The following is a 26,868-nucleotide window of genomic DNA, read 5'->3' on the forward strand; positions in this document are numbered from 1 at the left end:
GCTTACGCGACCGGGCCCCCGAAGATCTCGATGGGCTTGCTGTCGGCCGAGAGGGTCACGAGCGCGCGCTTGGTGGACTTGCGCGTGCCGTAGCCGAATCGGGTCCGCTTGCGCTTACCCTGCCGGTTGGCGGTGTTGACGCTGGTCACGGTCACGCCGAAGATCTTCTCCACGGCGATCTTGATCTGCGTCTTGTTCGAGTCGGGGTGCACGATGAACGTGTACGTCCCCTGCTCGATCAGTCCGTAGGACTTCTCCGAGATGACCGGCGCCAGCAGGATGTCGCGGGGGTCCGCGATGGTGCTCACTTGTCGTCCTCCTGTGCTTCCGCAGCCGCCGAGCGAGCCGGACCTGCGATGAAGGTGTTCAGCGCCTCGACCGTGAAGATCACGTCGTCGCTCTCGAGGACGTCGTAGGTGTTCAGCTGGTCGGGGGCGATGGGGTGCACACCGTCGAGGTTCTGCACCGACTTCCAGGCAGCGAGGTCCGCACGGCCGATGACCAACAGGACCTTCTTGCGATCGGTGAGCTCGGCGAGGAAGGAACGCGCGCCCTTGGTGGACGGCACCTGCCCGGCGACCAGCTCGGTGATCACGTGGATGCGCTCGCTGCGCGCCCGGTCGGAGAGGGCTCCGCGCAGAGCGGCGGCCTTCATCTTCTTGGGGGTGCGCTGGCTGTAGTCACGCGGCTGCGGGCCGTGGACCGTGCCACCGCCGACGAACTGCGGTGCGCGGGTCGAACCCTGGCGTGCGCGGCCGGTGCCCTTCTGGCGGTACGGCTTCTTGCCGCCACCGCGGACCTCGCCACGCGTCTTCGTCGAGTGCGTGCCCTGGCGTGCGGCCGCGAGCTGCGCGACGACGACCTGGTGCATCAGCGCGATGTTCGCGGTGCGGTCGAAGATCTCGGCGGGGAGATCGACGGTGCCGTTGGCCTTGCCGCCGGCTTCCTTGACGTCGAGCGTCAACTTCGTTGCGCTCTTCTCGAGACTGGTCATGCTCGCGCACCACCCTTCACTGCGCTCTTGACGATCACGACGCCGCCCTTGCGGCCCGGGATCGCACCTTTGATCAGCAGCAGGCCGTTCTCGGCGTCCACCTTGTGGACCGAGAGGTTCTGCGTCGTGACGCGGTCGCTACCCATCCGACCCGACATGCGCATGCCCTTGAACACGCGGCCGGGGGTGGCGCAACCACCGATGGAACCGGGGCGACGGTGCACGGCCTGGGCGCCGTGGCTGGCTCCCTGACCGGCGAAGCCGTGGCGCTTCATCGTGCCGGCGAAGCCCTTGCCCTTGCTGATGCCGGTGACGTCGACGTAGGCGCCGTCCTCGAACTCGGCGGCGGTGAGCTCCTGGCCGACCTCGAAGGCGGCGGTGTCGGCGACACGCAGCTCGGCGAGGTGGCGGCGCGGCGTGACGCCGGCCTTGGCGAACTGACCGGAGACCGGCTTGTTCACCTTGCGGGGATCGATGGCGCCGAAGGCGACCTGGACGGCGCTGTAGCCGTCGCGCTCCTCGGTGCGGATCGCGGTCACGACGTTCGGATCCGCCTTGACGACGGTGACCGGGACGACGCGGTTGTTCTCGTCGAAGACCTGGGTCATGCCGAGCTTGGTGCCCAGAATTCCCTTGGCCGGACGGTTCTTGTTGTCAGTCATGGTTGTCTCCGCGCTCACTGAATGTTGACGTCGACGCTGGCCGGCAGGTCGATACGCATGAGTGCGTCGACGGTCTTCGGCGTCGGGTCGAGAATGTCGATGAGTCGCTTGTGAGTACGCATCTCGAAGTGCTCGCGAGAATCCTTGTACTTGTGCGGCGAACGAATGACGCAGTACACGTTCTTCTCGGTGGGCAACGGCACCGGTCCGACCACGCGGGCCCCGGTACGGGTCACCGTCTCGACGATCTTGCGTGCAGACGCGTCGATCGCTTCGTGGTCGTAGGCCTTGAGCCTGATGCGGATCTTCTGTCCCGCCACGCTTATGTCCTCTTCCTTGCCCGTAGGTGTCGACCGACTCGGGTGTCAACCAACTCGGTAGGTCTTCTCGCGGTTCGCCGGGACGAGTCCCGAACGTTCCGGCAGTGCGCGTCCGGCCCCGACGGGACGGACGACATCCGATGACGAATCACGTGGCGGAGCCGCTGTGGGCACGCACGAGGCGTGGCCGGGACATCCGTTGCCGCTGTTCATCTGTCATGGATCTCCGGTCCACGCGGTCGGGCGTGTCGCATTCCCGACCAATCCTCTGCCCGGTCCGGTGTCCCGGATGGGCGAGTCGTGTACGAACCGGATGCGCCCATCGAGCCGGCGCGATCACTGCTTGTTCACTGCCCGACCGACGGTCACTCCGCGCACGCACGAGGCGCACGACAGCGATCACCTCGGTCAAGGCAACCCGACGAGTATGACCCACGAACGGGGCTCAGTTCAAATCGACTCCGTCACACTCGTCGGGCCCAGCGGCGGGCCCGCCGAGTAGGGTCCGCGGTCATGACCACCGTGACCGGCACGTACGGGCTCTGGCGCCGTCTGCCGCGCCCCGTGCGCAGTCCGCTCTTCTCTCTCGGCATGTGCGCGCGCGTCCCGTTCTTCGCGACCGTGCTCCCCCGCGTGCGCGAGCTCGAACCCGGCCGGTGCGTGGTGACGGCGCCGATGTGGTTCGGCGTGCACAACCATCTGCACACCTTCCACGCCATCGCGTCCTGCAACCTGGCCGAGGTCGCCATGGGGATGCTGGCGGAGGCCACCGTCCCGACGACGCACCGGTGGATCCCCAAGGGGATGACGGTGTCCTACCTCGCGGCGGGGCGGACGGGTATGACGGCCCGAGCCGAGTTGGACGAACTGCCAGACTTCGGCGCTCTCACCGAGGGCACCGACCTGGTGATTCCGGTGTACCTGACGGATCGGTCGGGTGCCGAGGTGGTGCACGCGGACATCACGGTGTGGGTCACACCCAAATAGCCCGGTGTGGGTCACACCGAAGTAATTCGGCGTGGGTCACACCCGAGTGGTCGCGTCGGGTCAGAGGCCGAGCGACGCAGCGGTGAACGGCCAGGACTTGTGGAGATCCTCCTGCCAGTAGGCCCAGGAGTGCGTGGCCGGTCCGCGGAAGTCGACGACGGCGGGGATGCCCAGTTCGGCGAGTCGGCCGGCGAAGACGCGGGTGCAGTGGTCGGTGATGGACTCGATGCCGCCGCCGACGATCACGCGGTTCACCAGGTCGGCGACGTCCCCGCCGATGCGCGCGCTGGTCAGGGTGTCGTCGAAGCCGGGCAGGCCGTTGCCGGTGGAGAGGTAGAGCGGGGTGCCGCGCAGTTTCTCGGCGTTGAGCAGGGCGTCGTTGGCGATCCAGCCGGGCCCGCCGGTGGGTCCCCACATGTTCTCGGTGTCGCCGCCGCCGCGCGCCTCGACGACGAGCTTGACGTAGGCCGCCCCGAGGTCGTCCGAGGTGTTGGCGCAGCCGCTGAACGAGGTGACGGAGGAATAGAACCCGGGGGCGTCGGCAGCCAGCATGAGCACCGCGCTCGCGGCCATCGAGATTCCGCCGACGGCCTGGCGTCCGTCGGTTCCGAGGGCGGCGTTCATCAACGGCGGGAGTTCCGACGTGAGAAACGTCTCCCACTTGTTGCGGCCGAGTTCGGGATCGTCGGCGAGCCAATCCGTGTAATAGCTGAACGCGCCGGCCTTGGGGATGACGACGTTGACGTTCTTGTCCGCGAAGAATGGCACGACGTCCGTCTGGTCGGGCCAGTTGCTGGACGGATCCTCGCCGCCGCTCGCGCCGTTCAGCAGGTAGTAGGTGGGCCGCGGAACGCTGGTGTCGGCCGGCCGGAGCACCTGCAGGTCGACGGTGCGGTCCATCGAGGCCGAGCGGACCACCACGTCGTACCGCTGCCCCTCGACTCGCGTCACCGAGACCACGCTGCTGCCGTCGGCGCCCACGAAGCCCGACGTCGGTGCCGACGACACCGCTGCGGCGCCGGAAACGGGTTGCGCCACTGCGGAACCCGCACTGACGACCGCGGTGGAGGCGACGACGGCGGCCACGGCGAGAACGCCGAACGACCGCCGTGTGCGCGCAGCGACGGCGGGGACGGACGAGTGGGTGCGAACCTTCACGGCGGCGGTGTTCCCTTCGATGACGCGGCAGGTACCGACCGGCCGGCCGAGGCCGGTGCGGGGCACCCTCGGCCGTCACAGTAACCGGGCGGAGCGGACGCCGTGAACGCTCGAGACCTCCCCGAGACCACATCGTCATCGGACGCAGGCCCGGCGCGTCGGCGCGCGGTCGTCGTTCGCGGACATTTCCCACGCCGTTTCCCCGGGCGCGCCGACCGACTCGTCCCGGCCGAGAATGGCGGCCTCATCGCCGCGCCGTACCGCGGTGTTACAGCCCGAGGGCCCGTGCGCCGACGAAGGTCCGTTCCCGGTCGCGTCCGCATCTCCCTGCATTTTTCTTCTGCCATACTCGAGGCCATGCCTACCGGAGTGGCCGTTCACGTCGACGGAATCACCAAGTCGTTCGGCGACGTCCACGCACTGCGGGGGGTGAGCTTCTCCGTCCCCGTCGGGTCGGTCCTCGGCGTCCTCGGTCCCAACGGCGCCGGCAAGACGACCACCGTGAACGTGCTGTCCACGCTGCTGCGACCCGATGGCGGCCACGCGTCGGTGTCCGGGTTCGACGTCGTGAAGAACGCGCAGGACGTCCGCAAACGCATCATGCTGACCGGCCAGTACGCCGCGCTCGACCAGGGCCTGACCGGTGCCGAGAACCTCGAACTGTTCGGCCGGTTGATGGGGCTGTCGAAGAAGGCGGCTCGCGCTCGCGGAACCGAGTTGCTCGAGCAGTTCGACCTGGTCGCCGCCGCCGACCGCAAGGTGTCGGGGTACTCCGGCGGCATGCGTCGTCGTATCGACATCGCCTGCGGGCTGGTCACGCGGCCCGACGTGGTGTTCCTCGACGAGCCCACCACCGGCCTCGATCCCCGCAGTCGCCAGTCCGTCTGGTCGTTGGTGGAGAACCTCAAGAACGAGGGCATCACGATCCTCCTCACCACCCAGTACCTCGAGGAGGCGGACCTCCTCAGCGACAACATCGTCGTCATCGACAAGGGCACCGTGATCGCCGAGGGCACGGCCGACCAGCTCAAGGCCCGCACCGGCGACAGCTACTGCGAGGTGGTTCCGCGTCAGCCGGCCGACCTCGGTCGGGTTCGCGAGATTCTCGCCGCCGTCGCCGGATCGGCCGCGGTGGTCGACGACTCGGAGCCCGATCGCATGTCGATTCCGGCCGCGCACGGCCCGCGCACGCTCACCGAGGTGGTGCGCCGGCTCGACATGGCCGAGATCGACCTGGCCGACATCGCCCTGCGGCGTCCGTCGCTCGACGACGTCTTCCTCTCCCTCACCGGCCACTCCGAGCGGCGAGACGAGCCGGCGCGGTGACGGCGACCGTCGCGACGACGCGGTCCAGCGGGCGCCATCGCGCCCCGGAACTGTCGTCGTTCCAGCAGTGGCGGGCCCTGACCGGCCGCGTCATCGCCAGTCAGCTGCGCACCCACGAACTCACTGTCGCGCTGCTCGCCCCGGCGATCTTCGCCATCGGCTTCTATCTGCCCCTGCGCTTCGTCATGCGTGTCCAGGGCATCGACTACGCCCAGTTCGTCATGCCGATCATCGTGCTGCAGGCCATGGCGTTCACCGCCATCTCGGCCGCCTCGCGCGGTGCGGCGGAGGAACTCAACGGCATCAACCCGCGCTTCAAGACCATGCCGATCGGGCCGGCGGTGCCCCTGCTCGCCCGCATCGGCGGCGCGACGTTCCGCTCCGCCCTGTCGCTGATCGCGGCGCTCTTCTACGGCTACCTGATCGGCTTCCGGTTCACCGGCGGCGTCGGGCCGGCCGTGCTGTTCGTGACCATCGCGATGCTGGTGGGCACCGCGTTCGCCATGGGCGGCGACGCCATCGGCGTGCTCTCCCGCAGCCCCGAGGCCACCAGTCAGGCGCTCACGCTGCCGCAGCTCATCCTCGGCATGCTGTCCACCGGGTTCGTCCCGGAGGAGGGCTTCCCGGAATGGATCCGTCCGTTCGCCCGCAATCAGCCGATCTCGCAGTTCGCGCACGCCATGCGTGACCTCGCCGAGGGCACCGTGAACTCCGCCGCCCTGATCCCGGCCCTGCTGTGGTGCCTGGCCTTCGTGGTGATCTTCGCGCCGCTGTCGATCTGGGCGAACGTGAGGAGGCAGTGAGCATGAACCCCGAGACCGTGAACCCTGGGACCATGGGACCCGGAACCACGAACCCCGGAATTACGAACCCCGACGCCGTCACCGAGAAGATGCCCGCGCTGCGTGTCCCGTCCGGCGGGTCCCCGGTGATCGGTCGACCTCGCGCCGACTTCCCCACGCCCGAGCGACCGGCCACCGAGCGTGGCCCCCGTGCGTACGTCGTGCACAGCCTGCTGCAGGCCAAGCGACTGCTGACCAAGTGGTTCCGTGACCCCCTGACCATGATCCAGACGGTGATCTATCCGTCGGTGACCCTGCTGATGTTCTCGGTCGTCCTCGGTCGCTCGATCACCGGCGCCACCGGCGAGAACGCCGTCTACGGCCAGGTGCCCATGATCGCGCTGGTCGGGTCGGTCTTCGGCGCACTCGCCAGTGGCGTCTCGCTCAAACGGGAGGCGCAGACCGGTCTGCTGACCCGCTTCTACGTCATGCCCACCCATCGCGCGTCGGGCCTGACCGGGCGACTGCTCGCCGAGGCCGTGCGCATGGTGCTCACCACCCTGTTCATCGTTCTGGTGGGCTTCGCCATCGGGTTCCGGTTCGATCAGGGCGTCCTGCCCGCGATCGCGTTCTTCGGTCTGCCGCTGCTCCTCGGCACAGGGTTCGCCACGTTCGTCACCGCCCTGGCGGTCATGGCGCCGAAGCTCCCCCTGGTGGAGTTGCTGTCGCTGGTCTGCACGCTGCTCATGTTCTTCAACTCGGGATTCGTCCCCACCCGCGCCTACCCGCCCTGGCTGCAGGGCTTCGTCGCCAATCAGCCGATGAGCACCGCGATCGAATCGATGCGCGGACTGTCGGCCGGCGGTCCGGTGCAGGGCCCGCTGACCCAGACGGCGATCTGGGCCGTCGCGCTCACGGTCGTGTTCGCCGTGCCCGCCGTGCGCGGCTACCGCAAGGCGGCGATGGGACGCGACTGACCGTCGCGTCGTACCCCGACCCTGTCCCGACCGTTCACCCCTCATTCTCCGTCGGATCCGGTTGCCGTTCACACCCATCTGTCATGACCCGGCGAAACGAATCGGTCATGGCGAACGATTGCCGGAGTAGAGACAGGCGAAAGTGGGTGGTGCACCGTGACGGATCGACGCACAGTGCTCGGTTCCGGGCTCGACGACGGACAGGCGAACGACCGCGAATCGACGGCGGACGACGCCGCCGATCCGCAGAACCGTCTGGCCACCCTGCGCGCGGAGCTCGACCGCATCGACGCCGGTCTGCGTGACGCGCTGCGCGATCGCCTGCGGGTGTGCGAGGAGGTCGGCCGCCTCAAGCGTGACCACGACATCCCCGTGATGCAGCCCGCCCGCGTCGACCAGGTCACCCGCGGTGCCCGCGAGTACGCCGAGCGCCACGACGTGGACCCCGACTACTTCGACGCCGTGTACCGCTCCATCATTGCCGAGACCTGCCGGGTGGAGGATCTGCTCGTCGGCGCAGACGACTCGGGCCGGCCGGGCACGACCGACCGGGCTCACGACGAGGCCCGGCGGTGACCCGCGTCCTGCTGGTCGACAACGTCGACTCCTTCACCTACAACCTTGCCGAGCTCCTGGCCGCGGTGACCGGCGAGCGTCCGGTGGTCGTCCGCAACGACGTCCCGTTCGACTCGCTGGACCTGGCGTCGTACGACGCCGTCGTCCTCTCTCCCGGCCCCGGCAACCCGCAGAACCCGGCCGATTTCGGCGTGTGCGCGCGCATCCTCGACGAGACGGCGATGCCCGTGCTCGGTGTCTGCCTCGGTCACCAGGGCATCGCCGCGGCGCACGGCGCCTGCGTGGTGCGCGCGGCCGAACCGATGCACGGCCGCCTGTCCCGGATCGAGCACACCGGCACCGGACTGTTCGCCGGGCTCGACCACCCGCTCTCCGTCGTCCGCTACCACTCCCTGATCGTCGAGGGCCTGCCCGACGAGGTGTCGGTCACCGCCTGGACCGCCGACGGCGTGCCGATGGCGATCGAGCACGCCACGCTCCCTCGGTGGGGCGTGCAGTTCCACCCGGAGTCGATCGAATCCGCCGGTGGGCACCGGCTGATCGCGAACTTCCTGGACCTCGCGCGGGCCGCGCGACCGCAGCGATCGACGCCGGTCGAGGCGCCGCCCGCACCCGCCCGGGCCGCCGGTTCGGACGCGGTGGGTTACGAGGTGCTCGTGCGCGAGGTCGGCGTCGACGCCGATCCGCGGGCGGTCTACGACGCCGTCACCGGCGGCGACCACGGCCGCTTCTGGCTCGACGGCAGCGTCGAGCCCGACGCGCGGTTCACCATCATCGGCGACTGCCGCGGACCGCTCGCCGAGTACGTCACCTACGACGTCGACACGACCACCGTCACCGTCCGGGGAAGCGACGGCCGCAGCCGCACGGTGCGGACGCCGTTCTTCGACTACCTCGACGCGTCGTTGCGGGACCGCGCGCTGCCGCACGGCGGTGACCGACAGGACGGTGACCCCCGGGGCGGCGACCTGCCGTTCGACTTCCGGCTCGGCTACGTCGGCTACCTCGGCTACGAGCTCAAGGCGGAGACGGGCGGCGACGCCGTGCACTCCTCCCCCGATCCCGACGCGGCCCTCGTCTTCGCCGATCGCGCCGTCGTCCTCGATCACGACGGCCGTCGCGCGTTCGCGCTGGCCCTGACCGACGGGTCGGACGCCGTCCGCTCCGCGTCGGACCGGTGGCTCGACGAGGTCGAGACGACGCTGCGCCGCCTGCCCTGCGCGGGCGGCGGCGCCGAACCGACGCCGATCGCGACGCACCCGACCGACACCGGTCTCGATCTCCGCCACAACCACGCGTCGTACGTCGACCTCGTGGCCCACTGCCAGAGCGAGATCGCCGCCGGCGAGACCTACGAGGTCTGTCTGACCAACGTCGCCCGGTCCCCGGTGACGGTCGACCCGGTCTCGACGTTCGATCACCTGCGCACCATCTCCCCGGTGCCGTACGGCGCGCTGCTCGAGTTCGACGGGCTCGCCGTGGTGAGTACGTCGCCCGAGCGGTTCCTGCGCATCGACACCGCCGGTGTCGTCGAGTCCAAGCCGATCAAGGGCACGCGCCCGCGCGGCGCGACGGCGGGTGCCGACGCCGCGTTGCGCGAGGACCTCGTCGCGTCCGAGAAGGACCGCGCGGAGAACCTCATGATCGTCGACCTGGTCCGCAACGACCTCTCGCGTGTCTGCGCGACGGGATCGGTGCACGTGCCGGTGCTGTTCGGCATCGAGAGCTACGCGTCGGTGCACCAGATGGTCTCGACGGTGCGGGGCGCGCTCACCGACGCCTCGGCGGTGGACTGCGTGCGGGCGATGTTCCCCGGCGGGTCCATGACGGGGGCGCCGAAGGTGCGGACCATGGAGATCATCGACCGCCTCGAAGCGGGGCCGCGCGGGGTGTACTCGGGCAGCATCGGCTACCTCTCGCTCAACGGCACGGCCGACCTGTCCATCGTCATCCGCACCCTGGTGACGACGCCCGAGGGCGCCCGGTTCGGCATCGGCGGCGCCATCACGGCACTGTCCGACCCCGAGGAGGAGTTCGAGGAGACGCTGGTCAAGGCCTCCACCATGGCCCGCGCCCTCGCCGCCGCTCCGGTGCGGACCACGGTCGCGCCGGCCGCTCATCGTCCGGCTCTGTCGCGTCGACGCCGGTCCGCGGTGGGTCGGCAGCACCGGGCATGATCCGGCGGGTCGTCGTGGTGGGAGGCGCCGGCGCGGTCGGCGCGCTGTACGCCGACGCGTTCGCCGGGGCCGGCTGTGCGGTGTCGGTGCTCGATCCCGCGGCGGACGAGGTGGGCGGCGACGTCCTCCGGCCCGACGCCGCGGCCACCGACCGGCTCGGCGCCGCGGACGTCGTGATCCTCGCGGTTCCCGAATCGGTGGCCCTGGCCGCCGTGCCGGTGCTGAGCACGATCGCCCCGCGCGCCACCGTCGTCGACACGCTCTCGGTCAAGACCGCGATCGCCGACGCCGTCGCGCGCTCGACCGTCGTCGCCGCCGTCGGGCTCAACCCGATGTACGCGCCGTCCCTCGGGATGGACGGGCGCCCCACCGCCGCCGTCGTGCATCGCGACGGCCCGGCCGTCGCGTCGGTGCTCGAGGTCGTCGCCGCCCGCGGACCCGTGGTGCGGGTCTCGGCGTCCGAGCACGACCGCGTGGTGGCGTCGACGCAGGCGCTCACCCACGCGGCGATCCTCGCGTTCGGGACCGCCCTGGCGGAACTCGGGGTCGACCCCGCGGTGGCCGCGGCGCTCGGGCCCCCGCCCTTCGCGACGGCGACGGCTCTCCTCGCCCGCGTGGCGACGGGCACCCCCGAGGTGTACGCCGATGTGCAACAGGGCAATCCGTTCGCCGCACCGGCGCGCGCCGCGCTCGGACGCGCCGTGGCGACGGTCGATTCGTCCTGCGCCGACGTCGCCGAGTTCACCGCCCTGCTCGCCACCGCTCGGGCCGCACTCGGCCCCGAACTCGCGCCCGCGTCCGCGCGGTGCGCGGACCTCTTCGACCGGTTGCGGTCCATCGACCGCCCCGAATCCGACCAGGAGGACCTGCAGTGACCGCCACCTCGTTCGATGCGGAACCGTCCCTCGAGCCGCGCACGCCCGTCGAGAGCGCCGTCGTGGATCGCCTGCGCGGCAACTGGAGTCGTCGCGCCGCGGTGAAGAAGGCCGATCCCGACTGGACCGGTCTCTTCGACCCGGACAAGCACGACTACCCCGATGCGCTGGTGCCGTTCGGTCGTCATCCGATCTACCTCGCGCTCGACGAGCAGCAGCGGCACCGCATCCGGGCCGCGGCGTGGATCGCGTTCAACAAGAACGTGATGGACGTCGAGCAGCACGTCGTCAACCCCGGCTTCGCCCTGCTCGCCCGCGACGTGTTCGACACCGGCATGGGCGATTCCCTGGCCGTCGCGGTGACCCAGGCGATGGTGGACGAGCAATACCACACCCTCATGCACCTGCAGGCCAGTGCGCTGACCCGGAGCGAACGCGGACTCGCCCTGGCGGATCGAGATCTCCCCGCGCCCACCACCGTTCGCCGGCTGCGGGCCGAGCTCGCCGCCGCGGAGTCCGAGCACGACGCCGCGCTCATCGGGCTCGCCTACACCACCGTCGCCGAGATCTCCATCACCTCGTACCTCGCGCTCATCGAGGACGGCCCCGACATCCAACCGGTCAACCGGGCGACGGTCGCACTGCACGAGCGCGACGAGCACTGCCACGCGTCGATCGCCGACGAGATGGCCGTGGTGGTGTATCGCCGTCTGTCCGAGCGGGATCGGGCGTTCTTCCAGGCGAGTCTGGATCGCGCGATGGAGGCGTTCTCCGCCAACGACATGACCACCTGGGAGCGCATCCTCGAGCTCGAGGACGTGCCGGAGCGCCACCGGATGCTGCGCGAGGTCGCGGCGGACGCCACGCGAGAGCCGTTGCTGCAGGACTACTCCGGCATCGAGAAGCTCCGCCGGACGTTAGCGACCTGCTGACGCACGGTGGTGGGTGACGGACACCGTCGCCTCGGTGGGCCCGTAGAGATTGTGCACCGTCGGACCGTCCTGCCCGGTGGTCGCGCGTACGGCGTCGACCAGCGCGGCGGGCAGGGCCTCACCGATGCACAGGATGTCGCACACCGATGCCATCGCGTCGGCGACGCCGGACGGATCGTGTGCGAGGAACGACGCGAGGGGCGACGGAACGAACGTCACCGTCGTGACCCGGTGGCGGCGCAGGGTGTCGGCCAGGATCGCCGGGTCGCGGTCGCAGTCCGGCGGCCCGACCACCAGCGTCGCGCCGCCGATCATCGGCCACCACAGCTCCCAGACCGAGAGGTCGAACGTCACGCGGGTGCGCCACAGCATGACCGCCTCGGGGACCGACGGCACCGCGGAGTGCAACCACAGCAGCTGTGACGCGACGGCACCCTGCGGCACGACGACACCCTTCGGCGCGCCGGTCGAGCCCGAGGTGAACAGGACGTAGGCCGGATGGCCGGGCGCGACGGACGTCCCGGCGCCGCACCGACGTTCGGCGCCCCGCACCCGGGCGCGCCGGTCCTCGGGCCACGACGGGTCGACCGGCAGATATGCCGCCCCGGCGGACACGATCGCCTGCACCTCGACCAGGAAGTCGACGCTGCGCTCGGCGCGAACCGCGACCACCGATTCGGGACCCACGCCGTCGGCGATCAGCCGGTCCCGACGAGCCCGGACACGTTCCCCGAGTGCGGCGTACGTGAGTTCGGTGTCCCCGTCGACGACGGCCACCCGGTCCGCGTGCGCCCGGTACGACGCCGTCAGCAGGTCGGTGAGAGTGAGCGGCGGCGCCGCGGACCGGGCGCCGACGGCGAGCAGCGCTGCTTCCTCGGCCGGCTCCATCAGCGGGGCGTCGCCCACCGGCCGCGCGGGATCCGCGACCAGGGCGGCGAGCAGGATCGGGAGGGACCGCGCCCACGCGCGGGCCGTCGCCTCGTCGAACAGATCGGTCGCGTAGGTCAGGGCCGCCGCCATGCCGTCGGTAGCCCCCGCGTTCTCGGCACCGTCGGCCACGACGAGATGCAGGTCGTACTGCGACGTTCCGGCATCGACGTCGAGAGGCGCGATCTCGACGCCCTCCACGACCGCCGACGGGCGCGTGAGGTTCTGATAGGAGAGCATGATCTGGAACACCGGATGGTGCGCCGTGGACCGCACCGGATCCAGCGCGTCGACCACCCGCTCGAAGGGCAGGTCCGCGTGCCCGAACGCGTCGAGGTCGGCGCTGCGCACGGCGCGCACCACGTCCTCGAACGACCGACGCCCGTCGACCCGGGTACGCAGCACGACGGTGCCGACGAACATGCCCACGACGTCGTCGAGCAGCGCGTCGCCGCGGCCCGCGACGGGTGTGCCGATCACGATGTCGTTCTCCCGTGACCAGCGCGCGAGGAACACCGCCAGCGCGGCGTGGACCACCATGAACGGAGTGGCGCCGGTCGCGGCGGCCACGCGCTGCACGCCGCCGGTCGTCTCCGCGTCGAAGGCCACGGGCACCGTCGCCGCCCGCAGGGACGCCACCGGCGGACGCGGCCGATCCGTGGGCAGGATCGGCGACTCCGGCGCGCCGGCCAGCGCGTCTCGCCAGAACCGCACGTGTGCGGCGGCCTCGCTGCCGGGGTCGGCGTCGTCACCGAGCCGCGCGCGCTGCCACACGGCGACGTCCGCGTACTGCACCGGCAGCGGAGCGAAGGCGGGCGCGGCACCGGCGACCCGAGCGGCGTACGCCTGCAGAAGATCTCGGACCAGCGGCTGCATCGATTCCCCGTCGAGGGCGACGTGGTGGACGACGAGGGCGAACAGGTACTCGGTGTCGGCGGCGGTGCCGGAGGCGGGGTCGGCGGCGAGCCGCCACAACCGGACGGCGACCGGCGGCGCGGCCGTCACGTCGAACCGCGTTCCGACGAACGCCGCGACCGCCGACGTCGGATCGTCGGTCACCGGAACCGGCTCGAGAGCCACGGGTACCGATTCCGGGGGCAGCACCTCCTGGAAGGGCCCGTTGTCGGAATCGGGATAGCGGGTGCGCAATACCTCGTGCCGGGCGACGACGTCCCGCACGGCCGCCGCCAGCGCCGCGACGTCCACCGGGCCGCTCATGCGCGTCACCAGTGGCACGTTGTACGCCGTGGCCGGTCCCGTCGACGACGACCCGGTGGTGTCGAACCGGTTGGCGAACCACATGCGCGCCTGGGCGTAGGACAGGGGCGGACGGTCCGGGCGGGGCAGCGAGCCCGGCGCGAGAACCGCGCCGGCCCCGGCGTTCTCGACGGCCGACCCGGACTCGGGATCGGTCGCCGGGTCGGTCAGGTACGCCGCGAGCCCGGCGGCCGTCGGTCGGTCGAAGACGGCCCGCACGGGCACCCGTCGACCGAACTCGCGCCCCAACCGCGAAGCGACGCGGGTGGCACCCAGCGAGTCGCCGCCGTGCCGGAAGAAGTCGTCGTCGGCGCCGAGTTCGACCCCCGTGGTCACCGCGGCGAACGCGGCGAGGACCGCGCGTTCGGCGTCGCTGCTCGCCGCGCGACCCGGAACCGGTGGTGTCGGGGCCGAATCCGGCGCGGGCAGTGCGGCCGTGTCGATCTTGCCGTTCGGCGTCAGCGGCAGGCGGTCGAGCACCACCACGGCCGACGGCACCAGCGCGGCCGGAAGATCGGCGGCGAGCAGAGTGCGGAGGTGGTCGGGGGTGCGCTCGCCGCGCTGGACGACGTAGCTGACCAGCACCGTGTCCCCCGCCGGCGTCGTCCGGGGCACGGTCACCGCCGCGTCGACCCCGTGCCGCTGGACCAGAACGGCGTCGACCTCGCTCGGCTCGACCCGGATACCGCGCACCTTGACCTGGGTGTCCGCCCGCCCGACGTACCGCAGCACGGGGGCGGCGTCGTCCGTCGCCACCACGGCGCGCACCAGGTCACCCGTGCGGTAGAGCCGAGACCCGCTGCCGTCGAACGGGTTCGGGACGAAGCGCGTCGCGGTCAGCCCGGACCGTCCGTGGTAGCCGCGGGCCAGACCACGGCCGAGGAGGTACAGCTCGCCGACCGACCCCAGCGGCACGGGCTGCAACCGCTCGTCGAGGATCACCGCCCCCATTCCCGTGATCGCCCGACCCACCGTGACGGTCGCCCCCGGCCGCACCGGTTCCGAGAAGTGGCTCGCGACCGTCGCCTCCGTGGGGCCGTAGGCGTTGACCAGCCGCAGCCGCGGCGCCCACGCGTCGCGGACTCCGGGCGACAGCGGCTCCCCGCCCACCGATACCATCTCGAGCGTCGGCAGGCGATCCGGGTCCAGCGTCGCCAGCAGACCCGGCGTGGTCGACAGGTGCGTGATCCGCTGCGCGGCCAGCAGATCCGTCATCTCGTCACCGCCGACGACGTCCGGCGGCACCACCACCAGGACGGCGCCGCCGAGCGCGAACAGCAGCATGTCCATGACGTACGGGTCGAAGCTGGGCGACGCCGTCTGCGCCGGCCGCGAGCCCACCCGGGTCGCGAACCGGATCCGGGTCTCCGCGGCCAGACCCGACAGCCCGGCGTGGGTCACGACCACGCCCTTCGGTGTCCCGGTGGACCCCGACGTGTAGATGACGTACGCGGCGGAGTCGGGGCGGACGGTGCCGCGGCGCTCGGCGTCGGTGACCGGGACCGGCTCCGCAGCCGTCACCGGGTCCGACCCCGACCCGATGTCGAATGCCGTCCAGTCCACGGCATCCGGCAGACCCGCCCGTCGCTCCGAGGAGCAGAGACCGAGGCGCACGCCGGAATCGGCCACCATGAACGCCAGGCGCGCCGCGGGGTACGAGGCGTCGAGCGGCAGGTACGCGGCGCCGCTCGCCGCGACGGCCCAGACCGCGACCACCATCTCCACCGACCGCGGAAAGGACACGGCCACGACGGTTTCCGGGCCGGCGCCCCGCGCGATCAGGGTCCGGGCGAGGCGCGTCGCACGGTCGGCGAGCTCGCGGTACGTGAGGGTGACCGACCCGTCGGTGACGGCCGGACGGTCGGCGTGGCGGGCGGCGGCGTCGAACAACAGGTCCGGCAGGACCCCGGTGCCGACGGCCACGGCCCCGCGCAGCGACGCGATCAGTCGACGCCGCCCGTCCGGCCCGAGGACGTCGAGGTCGGCGACGGGGGTCTCCGGGCGCGCGATTCCCTCCTCGAGCACCCGCTGCACCACCGACAACGCCGACGCGACCGTCGGCGCGTCGAACACGGTCGCCGAGTACACCATCGACAGGGCGATCCCGGCCGGACGACCGGCCTCGTCCGTCGCGGCCTCCGCGGTCAGCAGCACGTCGTCCTTCGGCGCGAGGACGTCGGCGTCGACGACCGAGACGCGCAATCCGGGGAGCGCGACGTCGACGGCGGACGTCGCGGCGCGGTAGGCGAACCCGACGCGGTAGAGCGGGGAGTCCGTCCGGCCGAGTCGCCCGGCGACCCAGTCGAACGGCACGTCGGCCGCGTCGTACGCGGCGAGCGTCGTGTCCCGGACCCGCCGGATCACGTCCGCGAAGGAGTCCGACGGATCGACGCGCACCCGCACGGCGACGGTGCCGACGAACATGCCGACCACCGTCGTCAGCGCCGGGTCCGTCCGTCCCGCCGTCGCCACGCCGACGGCGAGGTCCGAGACGCCGGCCCACCGGCCAATGCCGACGGCGTGCGCGGCGAGGAGCACCATGTGCTCGCTGACCCCGAATCGTCGTGCGAGCGCGTCGAGTTCGCGATGCAGGTCGGCGGGAAGTGCCGCACGCACCTCCCCGGCGACCGGAGCGCCGGGACGTTCGCTGGGCAATCGGTCGACGGGCAGGGTCACCGAGGCCGGCAACCCCTCCAGGGCTCGATCCCAGTGCTGCAGTTGGGCCGTCGCGTAGGGCGTCGGTGCGTCCGGGGTGCCGAGCAGGTCGCGTTGCCACCGCGCGTAGTCGGTGTAGGCGGCGGGACGGTCGACCCAGACGGGCGCCGCGCCCCGCGAGCGGGCGGCGTACGCGGTGACCAGGTCCGTCACCAGGGGCGGCAGCGACTCGCCGTCCACCACGAGGTGGTGCAGACACACGACCAGAACGTGCTCGGTGGGCGAGACACGCAGCAGCGCAGTGCGATACGGCGGTTCGCGGGTGACGTCGACGGGCTCGGCCACCACGCGGGTGATCTCCTCCGTGACCGCGTCCGGGGACACCGCGCGGGGCCGGAGCAGTGGCGCGGCGCCGTCGACCACGTCGTCCACCTCGAGCACGTCGACGTACGGGCCGTCGTCGTCCTCGGGAAAACGGGCGCGCAGACTCTCGTGACGCACCGCCAGATCCGTCAGGGAGTGACCGAGCGCGGCGACGTCGAGCTCACCGCTCAACCGCAGCACCAGCGGCACCGTGTACGCCGACGACGTCGGGTCGAGCCGCGCGAGAACCCACAACCGCACCTGGGCCGGAGCGAGCGAAAGCCGCTGCGGCCGCGGGGTTCCCGCGATGTCGGCGAAACGCGGCAGAGCGGCGTCGGAGTCTTCGGAGTCTTCGGAGGCGTCGCGGTTCCGGGCGGCGTCCAGTCGATGCGCCAACGTGCGCGGGGTGGGGGCGTCGAAGATGTCCGCCACCCGCAGGCGCCCGAGTCCGGCCGCGTTCAGCCGGGCCACCGCCTTCGTCGCCACCAGAGACGACCCGCCCAGGTCGAAGAAGCTGCTGTCGTAGCCGACCGTCGGGGTGCCGAGCAGGTCGGCGAACACCGACTGCACCAGATCCACGGTCGTCGACCGTGCGTCCGGAACGTCGTCGGCCGTCGGTGAGAGACCGACGTCGACCTCCGGGAGCCGCGCCTCGTCGACCCGCCCGTCCGGTCCGAGCGGCAGCGAGGGCAGCACCACCGTGGCATCGGGGCGGGCGTAGTCCGGCAGTCCGTCGCGGGCGGCGGCCCGCAGGGCGTCGTCGGGCTGCGTTCCGGCCGAGCGCAGGTACGCCACCAGCACCGGACCCGACGCGGGATCGTCGCGGAGGACGACGTGGGCGTCGGTCACCCCGTCCAGCTCCCGCACCCGGTTCGCCGTGTCGGCGACGGACACGCGGACGCCGCGGCGGAGCACGCCACCGTCGCCGGTGACACCCACGGCGCCGGACCGGTCGACCGTCGCGCGCACGCCCGTGCGCAGCACGCGGTCACCGCCCGCCGCGGCGACGAGCCGCAGCGCCGTGAGCGACGCGGACGCCGTGGACGCCGTGGACGAGGTGGACGCTGTTGACGCTGTGGACGCCGTGGACGCTGTGGACGCCGCGGACGAGGCGACGGCGTCGCCGGGCACGTAGAGGTCCCCCACCACACCGGCCGGCACCCGCCGCAGCCGCCGGTCGAGCACCAGCGCCTCCGCGCTCGCGGCGCCGAACACGCCCGGGGCGGTCACGATCGGTCGCAGTCGGTCCGTCGCGGACGCGGGGCCGTCGGTGAGCACCACCGCGTCGCACGTGTCCAGGTCGGGACGCTGGTGGACCGTGGCGGCGACGGTGCGCACGCCGTCGCGGGCGATCTGCTCCGCCGCCGGCACGCTCCGGTCTGCCACCACCAGACCGAGGCCCTGCAGGAGCGCACCCCAGAACTCGAGCGGACCCCACACGCGGTCGGCCGCGTGCCACCACAGGACCGGGCCGTCGACGTCGCCCCACACCGACCGGCATCCCGCCACCAGCGCGGCGTCGTCGAACAGGAACGCGCCGTCGTCGTCGTCGTCGGCCACGGCCAGCACGACGCGCGCCGCAGCCGTGTCCCCCGGCCGGACGAGATCCGCCGGGCCGCCCGCCACCAGACACGCTCCCGCCACCAGCGCGGCCACCGCGTCCACCGCGGCGTCGACGCCCTCCGCGGCCGGCACGACGACGGGCTCCCGCGGGACCGTCGTCGCCCGGTCCGTCGCGCGCGTCCACAGGTCCGCGTAGGTCAACGCGACCGAACCGTCCCGCACGGCGAGGCGATCGGGATGGTGGCGGACCACCCGCCGCAGCGCCGCGACCACGGTGCCCTCGCGGGCCGCCGACGCGCGAACGACGTCCGGCAGGTCGGTCCCGTGCCGCGCGGCGTCGGCCGGTGCGGACGCGGTCACGGCCGCGACGATCGCGCCGTCGGGTGCGGCGGCGAAGGCGGGGACGGCCGCACGCAGGCCCGTCGCGGTCGCGGCGAGGGCGTCGAATCGCAGGCCGTCGGGTCGGTCGGAGAACACCGGGGCGTCGGGGAACAGGCGAGCCGTGCGGGCCACGACGGCCGTCAGGTCGCGTGGTGTCACCGGCGCACGCCCCTTCCTGCCGAGTCGCTCCCCGCTCGAGGACGTCCCCCACGGTCTCGACGTCCCCCACAGTAGTGCGGACCACACGCTCTGCCCGCCGAGTCGTCGTGAGCTCTCACCACGTTCACAGTCGGCAGCGGTAGTCTGTGAAGTCGCCGAGGGGCGATCGAGACCAGTCGGTCTCTCGTCCCACCCGATCCGCGAACCAGGAGCCGACGCACCGATGACGTCCACACCCACGCCCGACAACGGGTCGGGGAAGTCCCCCGTCGCAGTACTGGCGGCGGCCGTCGGGGCCATGATCGGAACCATCCGGCACGCGCGGTCGCAGCCCCGTCGTGTCGACGACATCCCCGGAGTCAACGATTTCCGACGGCGCTCCGTCCGTCGTCGTCCGGTGGTGCTGGTGCACGGCACGTGGTGCAGCGCCTACGACACGTGGCACACCATGGCGCCCGCCCTGGTCAAGCGCGGGTACCCGGTCTTCGCGCTGGACTACGGCCACCGCCGCGGCTACGACACCACCAATGTCTTCAACATGGTCGGCGGCGCCGACATCGCCGAATCGGCCCGCGAGCTCGCCGGATTCGTCGAGCGCGTCGTCGCGGTCACCGGGTCCGACACCGTCGACCTGGTCGGCCACTCCCAGGGCGGCACCGTCGCCCACCAGTACCTCAAGTTCAACGGTGGATCGAACGCCAACGACCCGTCGCGGAACCGGGTCCGCTCCCTGGTCACGCTCGGTGCCACCAACCACGGCACCACCTACGGCAACAAGCAGATCGTCGGCGCCGTCGCCGAGAAACTCGGCTTCCCCGTGGTCGGCACGACCGACGCGACGGTGGGCCCGTCGTACGCGCAGCAGCTGTTCGGCTCACCGTTCATCGCGGCCCTGAACGAGCACGGCGACACCGTCCCCGGCGTGCGCTACACCGTCCTGGCGACCAGGTTCGACACGGTGTCGACGCCCCCCAAGGCCACCTTCCTCGACGCCGGGGAGGGCGCCGTCGTGACCAATCTCTGGTTGCAGGACGTCGCGCCGGACTCCACGGCCGGGCACATGGAGTTGACCACCGACCGCGCGGCCGTCGAGGTGGTGCTGAACGCGCTCGACGATGCCGGGGACCGTCGACAGCTCCGCTGACGGGGGCTCCGACGGGGGTTCGGCGTGGCCTGCGACGCGTGGTGCGTCAGGTCGCGCGTCCCCGGCCGACTCGACTCCGCGCTCGCGCCATGGCGTCGGCGAAATCGGTGGCCAGTTCGACGTCGGGGAGCGTGCGCAGGTAGTCCCGGAAGATCGCGGACACCTTCTTGTTGACTTCTTGTTGACGTTGTCGACCAGTAACACGGGGCGTCCCAGCAGGGCGGCCAGGACGCCGCCGTGCAGTCGGTCGGTCACGACCACGCGTCCGCGCCCCAGGCGCGCGCACGCCGCGTCGAGGTTCAGGGGGGTGCGGTGATCCATCACGACGCGCGCGATCGGGTGGACCCGTCGACGCAACCACGGGAGTCGCCACACGCCGGCCTCGATCGCGGCGGATGCCCACCACTGGGCGTTGGCCGACGCTCCGAGCGACCAGTCGACCTGCTCCTCGCCGGGACGCAGCGCCGGCGGCCGATCGACGGCCTCGGCGTCGCGGCGGGCGAGGACCACGATGTCGACCTCGGGCTCCGCCGGGGCGGTGACCGTCGCCCCGAAAGCGAGATCGGGACAGAACCGCACCGCGGTGGTCGGAAAGGCCTCGGCGGTGCGCTCCGCGCCCTCCCGGTCCCGGACGAGCACCGTCAGATCGGGGTGTTCCTCGTAGATCGACCTCGTCGCCGCGAGCGCGCCCGCGTCCGTGAAGTCGAACGACCGCGGGAGCTGGACGATGCGCCGGTGTGGGAAGTCGGCGACGACGCGCTCGCGAAACCGTTGGTGCATGGGCCAGCGATCGCCGAAGTTGCCGCCACCCTGCAACAGAATCGGGCCGGACGGTACGAGCTGCTCCAGCAACTCGGCGTCGTAGGTGTGGGGTGCACAGACATGGTCCACCGAGCAGCCCAGGGCGTTCAGGTATGCCAGATTTCCGAGTAGATCAGGTGGTCACCGGCGTTGAAGTAGTGCGGGTGGTCGAGCAGGGCGACAGGGGTGCGACGGACGACGTCCGCCAACGTCGCCCGCGTTGCATCACGCAGATCCTCCAGTGCCCCGACGCACATGCAAGCACCGTACGACCGCCGCGTGCGATCCACCAGCGACCCGCGTCCCGGTCGTGTGATCGAGGCCACACCAGCCACTTCTGTAACATCGATGCGTCCTCCTACCCCACCGTGCCCCCGAAACGGAGTTCATCACCATGGCGTGTCGCGCCCGCTCACTGTTCGCCGCAGCCACGGTCGCATCCGCGATCGCCCTCGGTGGTGGCGTGGCGCACGCCGATCCCGTCCAGCCCGCCGCGCCCCTCTCCGGCGCGGCCGTGGACGTCCCCGGCGCCGACGACCCGTCGTGCGTGCCCAGCCCGAGCCACCCGAACCCGGTGGTCCTGGTGCACGGAACCTGGTCCAACGCCGCGGCCACGTGGTCCGAGTTGGCGCCCGAACTGCACGCACAGGGCTACTGCGTGTTCGCGCTGAACTACGGTCAGCCGGCGCTGCTGGAGCCGGACAACCTGCTGCGCATGTGGGGCGGCGCGGACATCCGCGACTCCGCGAAACAACTCGCCGCATTCGTCGACGCCGTCCGTGAGCGCACGGGCGCCGCGAAGGTCGACATCGTCGGCCACTCGCAGGGTGGCACGATGGCGCGCCAGTACCTCAAGTTCGAGGGCGGCGCCGACGTGCTGGACCCGGCGCGCAACAAGGTGGACAAGCTCGTCACCCTCGGTGCCACCAACCACGGCACGACCTACGACGAGAAGCAGCTGATCGGCAAGATCGCCGAACTCGTCGGCTTTCCGGTCCAGGACGCGGCAGCGGTCGCCGTCGGCCCGTCCGCCGTCCAGCAGATGGTGGGCTCGCCGTTCCTCGAGGTCCTCAACGCAGGTGGGGACACCCTGCCGGGCGTCACCTACACCGTGGTGGCCAGCCGCGACGACACCGTCTCGACGCCGCCCGAGAACACGTTCCTCACCCCGGGCCCCGGCGCGACCGTGTCGAACCAGTGGGTTCAGGACACGTGCCCCGGCGCCGCGATCGGCCACATGGGCCTGACGTCGAAGCCCGCGGCCGTCGCGCTCGTGTCGAGGGGGCTGGACCCGTCGTACGTCGTGGATCCGGCCGTCGTCTGCTCGTAGAAGCTCGAAACCCCCGGCTGTCACCGGACCACGCTCGCGTGGCCGCGCGAGCTGCGCCTCCCTCTTCGATCCTCGACGGATACGTCGGGCCGACGCCGTCATCGATAGACTTGCTCACGAATGGTCCGCATCGGCCGCCGGACACTGCCGTTCCGCCCGCGAACGCCGTACCGGTGGTCGGTACCCGAAACAGTGCGACGGGGTTGTCAGTGTGAGCGAACGCAGCGCGTTGGGTACGTCCGATCATCTGTCCGTAGCGGACGAGCGACAGCCGCGCCGTCTGCACTTCTGTACCGACGGTCAGGGCCCGCTGACGGTGCTCTTCGAGGCCGGCCTGGGCAAGTCACGGTCCACCTGGGCGCTCGTCCAGCCCCGGGTCGCCGCGTTCGCGCGGACCGTCGTCTACGACCGTGCCGGTCTCGGCCGCAGCGACGCCACCGACGCACCGCGCACCTTCGAGGCCCTGCTCCGCGACCATCTGCGGGTGCTCGACACCATGGTCGCCGGCCCGTGCGTCCTCGTCGGGCACAGCTACGGTGGGCCGATCGCGCGACGCGCCGCAGCCGAACGACCGGACAAGGTCGTCGGGATCGTGCTGGTCGACGAGGTGAGCGAAGCCGCCGGCGCCGACCTCCTCCGCCGGGCGATGGGCGGCGCCGGGGTCCTGTACGGCGCGCAGGTGTGGTTGGCGCGCGTCGGGCTGCTGGGTCAGGCTCTCCGTCGCACCTATTTCCGCGCGCTCCAGGGACCTGCCCTGCGTGAGGTCGTCGCCGAATCGGGTCGAGTTTGTGCGGCCCGAGCGGCGCGCTCGGAATGGCAGAACATGATCGCCGGTATGCACGCACTGGAAGCGACGGGACCACACGTGCCCGACATTCCCCTCACCGAGATCACGTCCAGGCGCAGCAGCACTCCCGAGCAATTCGACCGCGATTTCATCTTTCAATCGCACAAGGCGACGGTCGACGCCGTCACCGACGGACGGCACGTCTCGTCGCAGTCGCGGGATCACTACATCCAGTTGGCCGAGCCCGAACTGGTCGCGGCCGAGATCGAACGGACGTGTGAGCGCCTGCGCATTCGGTACTCCGCGTGAGCGGAGCGCATCAGATGCACCAGACCCGGTTCTCGATGCTGCCCCGGATCTTCCCGTACTCGTAGGCCACGCAGTAGACCCATCGTCCACGGGACAGCTTGGTGATCCGCTGCGGGAGGAGCGGGTTGCGGAGCGACAGGGACACCACGATGTACGGGAACATCAGCGGGAAATTGTATCCGCGGAATCCCAGTGGCTTGTGTTTGACGTGGTTGCGGACGTCCGCGCGACCGTAGGCGACCATCTGCTTCCACAGGCCCTTGTAGGTGTCACGGAGTCGGTAGTCGACGACCGCATCGGGCGTGTGCACGAGCTGGAACCCTGCGTGCTGCAGGCGCCACACGTAGTCGTTGTCCTCCCCGCCGCCGAGGTAGTCGACGTCGAAACCCCCGACGGCCTGGTGCGCCTTCCGGGTCACGGCCAGACTGGTACCGATCGCCGTGTCGAAGTAGCCCTCGACGTGCCACCCGTCGTCGGCACCCGGCATCGGCCGCCAGCCGGCCACCTCGGGAGAATTGATGCGGTCCACCGCGACGGTGCCGGACACCACGTCGGCGTCGGAGTCGCGGAACGCGGCGACGAGCTCGTCGATCCACTCCGGACGCGCCGCGTCGTCCTGGTCGGTGAACGCGATGATGTCCCCCGTCGCCGCCTCGACTCCGGCATTGCGCGCGGCACCGGTGCCGCGCGTCGCGGAACTGTCGATGACGCGGACCGGTACGGGACTGTCGCTCCACCGCCGCCGGACGTGCTCGTTCACACCGTCGGTCGACCCGTTGTCACTGAGGACGATCTCGAGCGGACCCGCGTACGTCTGTGACGTCAATCTCTCGATCTGAACGTCGAGCAACGGCAATCCGTTGAATACCGGAACCACGATCGAGACGGAGGGCAGATGCCGATCTTGGGTAGAAGTGTGGTTCTCGCTCACGCGTGCATGTTACCAAACCACCCGGTACGAACCGTAATCCTCCGACCGAATACATCCATTCGTACTACACCGGACCGAGTCGATTGGACACGCACGGCCGGCTGCGACTAAATGGTTCCCATGACGCACCCGACCCTCTCGGTGGTGGTGCCGACCTTCAACGAGTCGGCCGTGATCGAGGCATGCCTCGACGCGCTCCTGGCGCAGTCCGACGACATTCACGAAATCGTCGTCGTCGACAACAACTCGCACGACGACACCGTCGCGAAAGTGAAGAGTCGCGCCGCCGCCCACGCCGACGCGACCGGACGAGACCCCGTCGTCGTCCTGCACGAGTCCCGCCAAGGACTGCCCTACGCCCGTGACACCGGCTTGAACGCCGCGACCGCTGACATCCTCGCCCGGATCGACGCGGATGCGCGGGTCGAGCCGGGATGGGCGAGTGCGACGCGGGAGTTCTTCGCGCGCCACGGCGAGACCTACGCGGCCGGGTCCGGCACATGCACCGCCTACGACCTGCCCTTTCAGGACAAGTTCCGGTCCGCTCAGGACGCCCTGTGCCGGACCGTGCACGAGAAACTCGCCGCGGGTGACGACGTCGACGCACCCCGATTGTTCGGCTCCAACATGGCGATGACGCGCGAGGCGTGGCATCGGATTCGGCCCCACACCTCGACGCGCACGGACATCTTCGAGGACGTCGATCTGACGATCTGCGCTACGGACGCGGGCATTCGCTGTGCCGTCATTCCGGACGCCCGCGCCCTCATCTCCGGCCGGCGGTTCAAGTCCGGCCCGGTCTCCTACCTCCGCTACAGCTGGTGCGATCAGCGCACGTTCGCGATGCACGGCCGAACGGCGGAACGTCGTCGAGCGATAGTGACACTGCTCACCGCGACGATTCCGTTCTATCTCGCCATGTGGGTTCCGTTTCGCCTGTGGAATCCGCGGACATCCCGGTTCGAGGTGCTCCACCTTTTCCGCTCGAACGACGAGTGAACGAATGTTTTCGGCGTCTCGAACCGACTCCGCGCCGGTTTCACCGAAATCGCGAGCAGCCGTCCGCTGCGCGATGACGTAACATCCCGCCCATGGATTTGCCCACGCTGTCCCTCGTCATTCCCGCATTCAACGAGGAAGACACCATCGAGTATCTGATCGACTCGGTGCGAGACCAGTTGGACGAATTTCACGAGATCATCGTCGTGAACAACAACAGCACCGACCGCACCGGGGAGATCCTCGCGCGCCTGGAGTCGGAGCTGCCCGTCCTGCGCGTGGTCGAGGAATCGCGGCCCGGCGTCGTCATGGCCCGCAATGCCGGCTTCGACGTCGCCACCGGTGACATCATCGGCCGACTCGACGCCGACGCCCGAGCCAAGCCGGGGTGGGCGCGCACCGTGCGTGAGTTCTTCGCGACCGCCGCCGACGACATCGGCGCCGGCACCGGCCGCTTCGATCAGTACGACATGCCGCTGCAGCGCGTCCACAAGTTCTTCCTGGACGTCGGCTTCCGCAACACCGGCGACGGCCCCCTGGAGGTCCCCACGCTGTTCGGCGCGAACATGGCCGTGCGGCGTAGCACCTGGGCGCTGATTCGTCCGCACCTGCTCGACATCCCCGGCATCTTCGACGACCTCGACATCACGCTCTGCATCTCCGAGGCGTGCCAGAAGTCCGTCCTGGTGCCGGGCATGGACATCAGCGCGTCGGGCCGTCGAATGCTGTCGAGCGTCTCCAGCTACAAGAAGTTCGTCGAGTACATGCCCGCGACGTACGAGGCCCGCGGCATGCACGAGGAGGCGGAGAAGTCGAAGGCGGCGGTGCGCTCGATGCGGGTTCTGCACCTGCTGTTCTGGGTGCCGTCGCGCGCGTACAACCCGGTGACCGGCCACTACTCGCTGAAGCAGCTGCTCAGCAAGCATCCCCAGCGCGTGCTGCCCTACGACGCCGCGCGCTGACCGCGCCAGGCCGAGCTCTCCCGAACGGCTCGACCGCGACGTCTTGACCGTGGGCGTGGCCCCGTCTTGCGTGCGTGTCGGCAGTTCGAACGTATGATCGATTTCTGTCGGTGGGTCGATCTACACTGGGGTCATGTCGTCGGGGGGCGGCGGGAACGGACCCGCACACACAGCAGCAACACCACTGGATGCACCGGTCTCACCGGTGACCGCGGTGTCGGCGGCGAGGGCCGCGTTGAACGCGGCGATCGCCGACCTCGCCGCCCTCGACACCCGCACCACCGGACTCGAGGACCTCCTCGCCCTCATCGTCGACTCCGAACGCGCCACCCGCACCCTCACCGGCCTCGGACAGACCTGGCTGCACCGCGCCGTCCAGACCGGGGCGTTCACCGACACCGGCCTCACCTGCGCCGACGCCCTCTCCGGCCTCCTGCACATCGACCTCCCCGACGCCCGCACCCGCCTACGCCGCTCGATGCTGCTCACCGAGCAGACCACCCTCACCGGTGACCCCCTCCCACCCCGCATGCC

Annotated in this window: 22 protein-coding genes and 1 pseudogene; 14 read left to right on the forward strand and 9 right to left on the reverse strand. The window is 70.9% G+C overall.

The genetic code is table 11. The features are described 5' to 3' along the window. Nucleotides 1-2: 2 nt before the first annotated feature. Genes rplW through rpsJ form a run of 4 tightly spaced genes read right to left on the reverse strand, consistent with a single transcriptional unit; the run spans nucleotide 3 to nucleotide 1,976 of the window. The gene (rplW, locus tag HQ603_RS17210; protein ID WP_068099613.1) at nucleotides 3-308 is read right to left on the reverse strand and encodes a 50S ribosomal protein L23; all 306 of its coding nucleotides are present in this window, start codon (nucleotides 306-308) and stop codon (nucleotides 3-5) included. Next, nucleotides 305-994, reverse strand: coding sequence for a 50S ribosomal protein L4 (gene rplD, locus HQ603_RS17215; protein WP_222685983.1), 690 nt, complete (start codon nucleotides 992-994; stop codon nucleotides 305-307). Before rplD ends, rplW begins: the two co-directional genes overlap by 4 nt. Next, entirely contained in the window at nucleotides 991-1,656 is a 666-nt protein-coding gene (gene rplC / locus HQ603_RS17220; RefSeq protein ID WP_222685984.1) for a 50S ribosomal protein L3, read from the reverse strand. The genes rplD and rplC overlap by 4 nt, the downstream gene beginning before the upstream one ends. Before the next feature lie 14 nt (nucleotides 1,657-1,670). Continuing rightward, the gene (rpsJ, locus tag HQ603_RS17225; protein ID WP_003938093.1) at nucleotides 1,671-1,976 is read right to left on the reverse strand and encodes a 30S ribosomal protein S10; all 306 of its coding nucleotides are present in this window, start codon (nucleotides 1,974-1,976) and stop codon (nucleotides 1,671-1,673) included. A 513-nt stretch (nucleotides 1,977-2,489) separates the two neighbouring features. Here rpsJ and HQ603_RS17230 point away from each other — a divergent pair. Then, nucleotides 2,490-2,963 carry a hotdog fold domain-containing protein gene (locus HQ603_RS17230; protein ID WP_222685985.1) on the forward strand — a complete coding sequence of 158 codons (474 nt, stop codon included), beginning with the start codon at nucleotides 2,490-2,492 and terminating at the stop codon, nucleotides 2,961-2,963. Nucleotides 2,964-3,023: 60 nt separating this feature from the next. Here HQ603_RS17230 and HQ603_RS17235 read toward each other — a convergent pair whose 3' ends face one another. Beyond that, nucleotides 3,024-4,049: an alpha/beta hydrolase gene (locus HQ603_RS17235; RefSeq protein ID WP_222685997.1), complete on the reverse strand. Its 1,026-nt coding sequence runs from the start codon at nucleotides 4,047-4,049 to the stop codon at nucleotides 3,024-3,026. A 429-nt stretch (nucleotides 4,050-4,478) separates the two neighbouring features. On the opposite strand from HQ603_RS17235, the gene HQ603_RS17240 reads away from it, so the two are divergent. The 7 genes from HQ603_RS17240 to HQ603_RS17270 all read left to right on the forward strand — a co-directional run bounded on the left by HQ603_RS17240 (nucleotide 4,479) and on the right by HQ603_RS17270 (nucleotide 11,766). Further along, entirely contained in the window at nucleotides 4,479-5,447 is a 969-nt protein-coding gene (locus tag HQ603_RS17240; RefSeq protein ID WP_068151938.1) for a daunorubicin/doxorubicin resistance ABC transporter ATP-binding protein DrrA, read from the forward strand. Beyond that, complete coding sequence (locus HQ603_RS17245; RefSeq protein ID WP_068151937.1) at nucleotides 5,444-6,250, forward strand: ABC transporter permease; 807 nt, start codon at nucleotides 5,444-5,446, stop codon at nucleotides 6,248-6,250. Before HQ603_RS17240 ends, HQ603_RS17245 begins: the two co-directional genes overlap by 4 nt. 89 nt (nucleotides 6,251-6,339) lie before the next feature. Next, nucleotides 6,340-7,206 (forward strand): ABC transporter permease, encoded by an 867-nt coding sequence (locus HQ603_RS17250; RefSeq protein ID WP_222685998.1) that lies wholly within the window; start codon nucleotides 6,340-6,342, stop codon nucleotides 7,204-7,206. Between the two features lie 156 nt (nucleotides 7,207-7,362). Further along, the gene (locus HQ603_RS17255) at nucleotides 7,363-7,782 is read left to right on the forward strand and encodes a chorismate mutase (RefSeq protein WP_308126592.1); all 420 of its coding nucleotides are present in this window, start codon (nucleotides 7,363-7,365) and stop codon (nucleotides 7,780-7,782) included. After that, nucleotides 7,779-9,959 (forward strand): aminodeoxychorismate synthase component I, encoded by a 2,181-nt coding sequence (gene pabB, locus HQ603_RS17260; protein WP_222685986.1) that lies wholly within the window; start codon nucleotides 7,779-7,781, stop codon nucleotides 9,957-9,959. Before HQ603_RS17255 ends, pabB begins: the two co-directional genes overlap by 4 nt. After that, nucleotides 9,956-10,834: a prephenate dehydrogenase dimerization domain-containing protein gene (locus HQ603_RS17265; RefSeq protein ID WP_222685987.1), complete on the forward strand. Its 879-nt coding sequence runs from the start codon at nucleotides 9,956-9,958 to the stop codon at nucleotides 10,832-10,834. The genes pabB and HQ603_RS17265 overlap by 4 nt, the downstream gene beginning before the upstream one ends. After that, entirely contained in the window at nucleotides 10,831-11,766 is a 936-nt protein-coding gene (locus HQ603_RS17270) for an AurF N-oxygenase family protein (RefSeq protein WP_222685988.1), read from the forward strand. The genes HQ603_RS17265 and HQ603_RS17270 overlap by 4 nt, the downstream gene beginning before the upstream one ends. Here HQ603_RS17270 and HQ603_RS17275 read toward each other — a convergent pair. Continuing rightward, on the reverse strand, nucleotides 11,752-19,071 hold the full coding sequence (locus tag HQ603_RS17275; RefSeq protein ID WP_222685989.1) for a non-ribosomal peptide synthetase: 7,320 nt from the start codon (nucleotides 19,069-19,071) through the stop codon (nucleotides 11,752-11,754). The two genes, HQ603_RS17270 and HQ603_RS17275, sit on opposite strands and share 15 nt — an antisense overlap. Nucleotides 19,072-19,294: 223 nt before the next feature. Between HQ603_RS17275 and HQ603_RS17280 the strand changes: the two genes are divergently transcribed. Next, a complete protein-coding gene (locus HQ603_RS17280; protein WP_222685990.1) occupies nucleotides 19,295-20,215 on the forward strand; it encodes an esterase/lipase family protein in 921 nt (306 codons plus the stop codon). Nucleotides 20,216-20,461: 246 nt separating this feature from the next. Here HQ603_RS17280 and HQ603_RS19275 read toward each other — a convergent pair. Both HQ603_RS19275 and HQ603_RS17290 read right to left on the reverse strand, forming a co-directional pair. Beyond that, a pseudogene (locus tag HQ603_RS19275) lies at nucleotides 20,462-21,106 on the reverse strand (polysaccharide pyruvyl transferase family protein); the annotation flags it as partial. A 17-nt stretch (nucleotides 21,107-21,123) separates the two neighbouring features. Further along, nucleotides 21,124-21,273, reverse strand: coding sequence for a hypothetical protein (locus HQ603_RS17290; protein ID WP_222685991.1), 150 nt, complete (start codon nucleotides 21,271-21,273; stop codon nucleotides 21,124-21,126). Nucleotides 21,274-21,410: 137 nt separating this feature from the next. Between HQ603_RS17290 and HQ603_RS17295 the strand changes: the two genes are divergently transcribed. Next, nucleotides 21,411-22,346 carry an esterase/lipase family protein gene (locus HQ603_RS17295; RefSeq protein ID WP_222685992.1) on the forward strand — a complete coding sequence of 312 codons (936 nt, stop codon included), beginning with the start codon at nucleotides 21,411-21,413 and terminating at the stop codon, nucleotides 22,344-22,346. 211 nt (nucleotides 22,347-22,557) lie between these two features. Next, a complete protein-coding gene (locus HQ603_RS17300; protein ID WP_308126593.1) occupies nucleotides 22,558-23,442 on the forward strand; it encodes an alpha/beta fold hydrolase in 885 nt (294 codons plus the stop codon). Nucleotides 23,443-23,452: 10 nt separating this feature from the next. Here HQ603_RS17300 and HQ603_RS17305 read toward each other — a convergent pair whose 3' ends face one another. Further along, nucleotides 23,453-24,373 (reverse strand): glycosyltransferase, encoded by a 921-nt coding sequence (locus tag HQ603_RS17305; protein WP_222685993.1) that lies wholly within the window; start codon nucleotides 24,371-24,373, stop codon nucleotides 23,453-23,455. A gap of 120 nt (nucleotides 24,374-24,493) precedes the next feature. On the opposite strand from HQ603_RS17305, the gene HQ603_RS17310 reads away from it, so the two are divergent. The 3 genes from HQ603_RS17310 to HQ603_RS17320 all read left to right on the forward strand — a co-directional run. Continuing rightward, complete coding sequence (locus tag HQ603_RS17310) at nucleotides 24,494-25,372, forward strand: glycosyltransferase (protein ID WP_222685994.1); 879 nt, start codon at nucleotides 24,494-24,496, stop codon at nucleotides 25,370-25,372. A gap of 92 nt (nucleotides 25,373-25,464) precedes the next feature. Next, entirely contained in the window at nucleotides 25,465-26,334 is an 870-nt protein-coding gene (locus tag HQ603_RS17315; RefSeq protein ID WP_222685995.1) for a glycosyltransferase family 2 protein, read from the forward strand. A 205-nt stretch (nucleotides 26,335-26,539) separates the two neighbouring features. Beyond that, on the forward strand, nucleotides 26,540-26,868 hold a 329-nt coding region (locus tag HQ603_RS17320; RefSeq protein WP_371831071.1), incomplete at its 3' end, for a hypothetical protein.

The organism is Rhodococcoides corynebacterioides, from assembly GCF_019834675.1.
In the GTDB taxonomy this organism is placed as follows: Bacteria; Actinomycetota; Actinomycetes; order Mycobacteriales; family Mycobacteriaceae; genus Rhodococcoides; species Rhodococcoides corynebacterioides_A.

What these genes read in the sequence shown, in the direction of transcription:
- rplC (WP_222685984.1), bottom strand. Translation starts at nt 1,656, where the DNA reads ATGACTGACAACAAGAACCGTCCGGCCAAGGGAATTCTGGGCACCAAG.
- HQ603_RS17280 (WP_222685990.1), top strand. Translation starts at nt 19,295, where the DNA reads ATGACGTCCACACCCACGCCCGACAACGGGTCGGGGAAGTCCCCCGTC.
- HQ603_RS17240 (WP_068151938.1), top strand. Translation starts at nt 4,479, where the DNA reads ATGCCTACCGGAGTGGCCGTTCACGTCGACGGAATCACCAAGTCGTTC.
- HQ603_RS17265 (WP_222685987.1), top strand. Translation starts at nt 9,956, where the DNA reads ATGATCCGGCGGGTCGTCGTGGTGGGAGGCGCCGGCGCGGTCGGCGCG.
- HQ603_RS17295 (WP_222685992.1), top strand. Translation starts at nt 21,411, where the DNA reads ATGGCGTGTCGCGCCCGCTCACTGTTCGCCGCAGCCACGGTCGCATCC.
- HQ603_RS17230 (WP_222685985.1), top strand. Translation starts at nt 2,490, where the DNA reads ATGACCACCGTGACCGGCACGTACGGGCTCTGGCGCCGTCTGCCGCGC.
- HQ603_RS17250 (WP_222685998.1), top strand. Translation starts at nt 6,340, where the DNA reads ATGCCCGCGCTGCGTGTCCCGTCCGGCGGGTCCCCGGTGATCGGTCGA.
- HQ603_RS17310 (WP_222685994.1), top strand. Translation starts at nt 24,494, where the DNA reads ATGACGCACCCGACCCTCTCGGTGGTGGTGCCGACCTTCAACGAGTCG.
- HQ603_RS17290 (WP_222685991.1), bottom strand. Translation starts at nt 21,273, where the DNA reads ATGTGCGTCGGGGCACTGGAGGATCTGCGTGATGCAACGCGGGCGACG.
- rplD (WP_222685983.1), bottom strand. Translation starts at nt 994, where the DNA reads ATGACCAGTCTCGAGAAGAGCGCAACGAAGTTGACGCTCGACGTCAAG.
- HQ603_RS17315 (WP_222685995.1), top strand. Translation starts at nt 25,465, where the DNA reads ATGGATTTGCCCACGCTGTCCCTCGTCATTCCCGCATTCAACGAGGAA.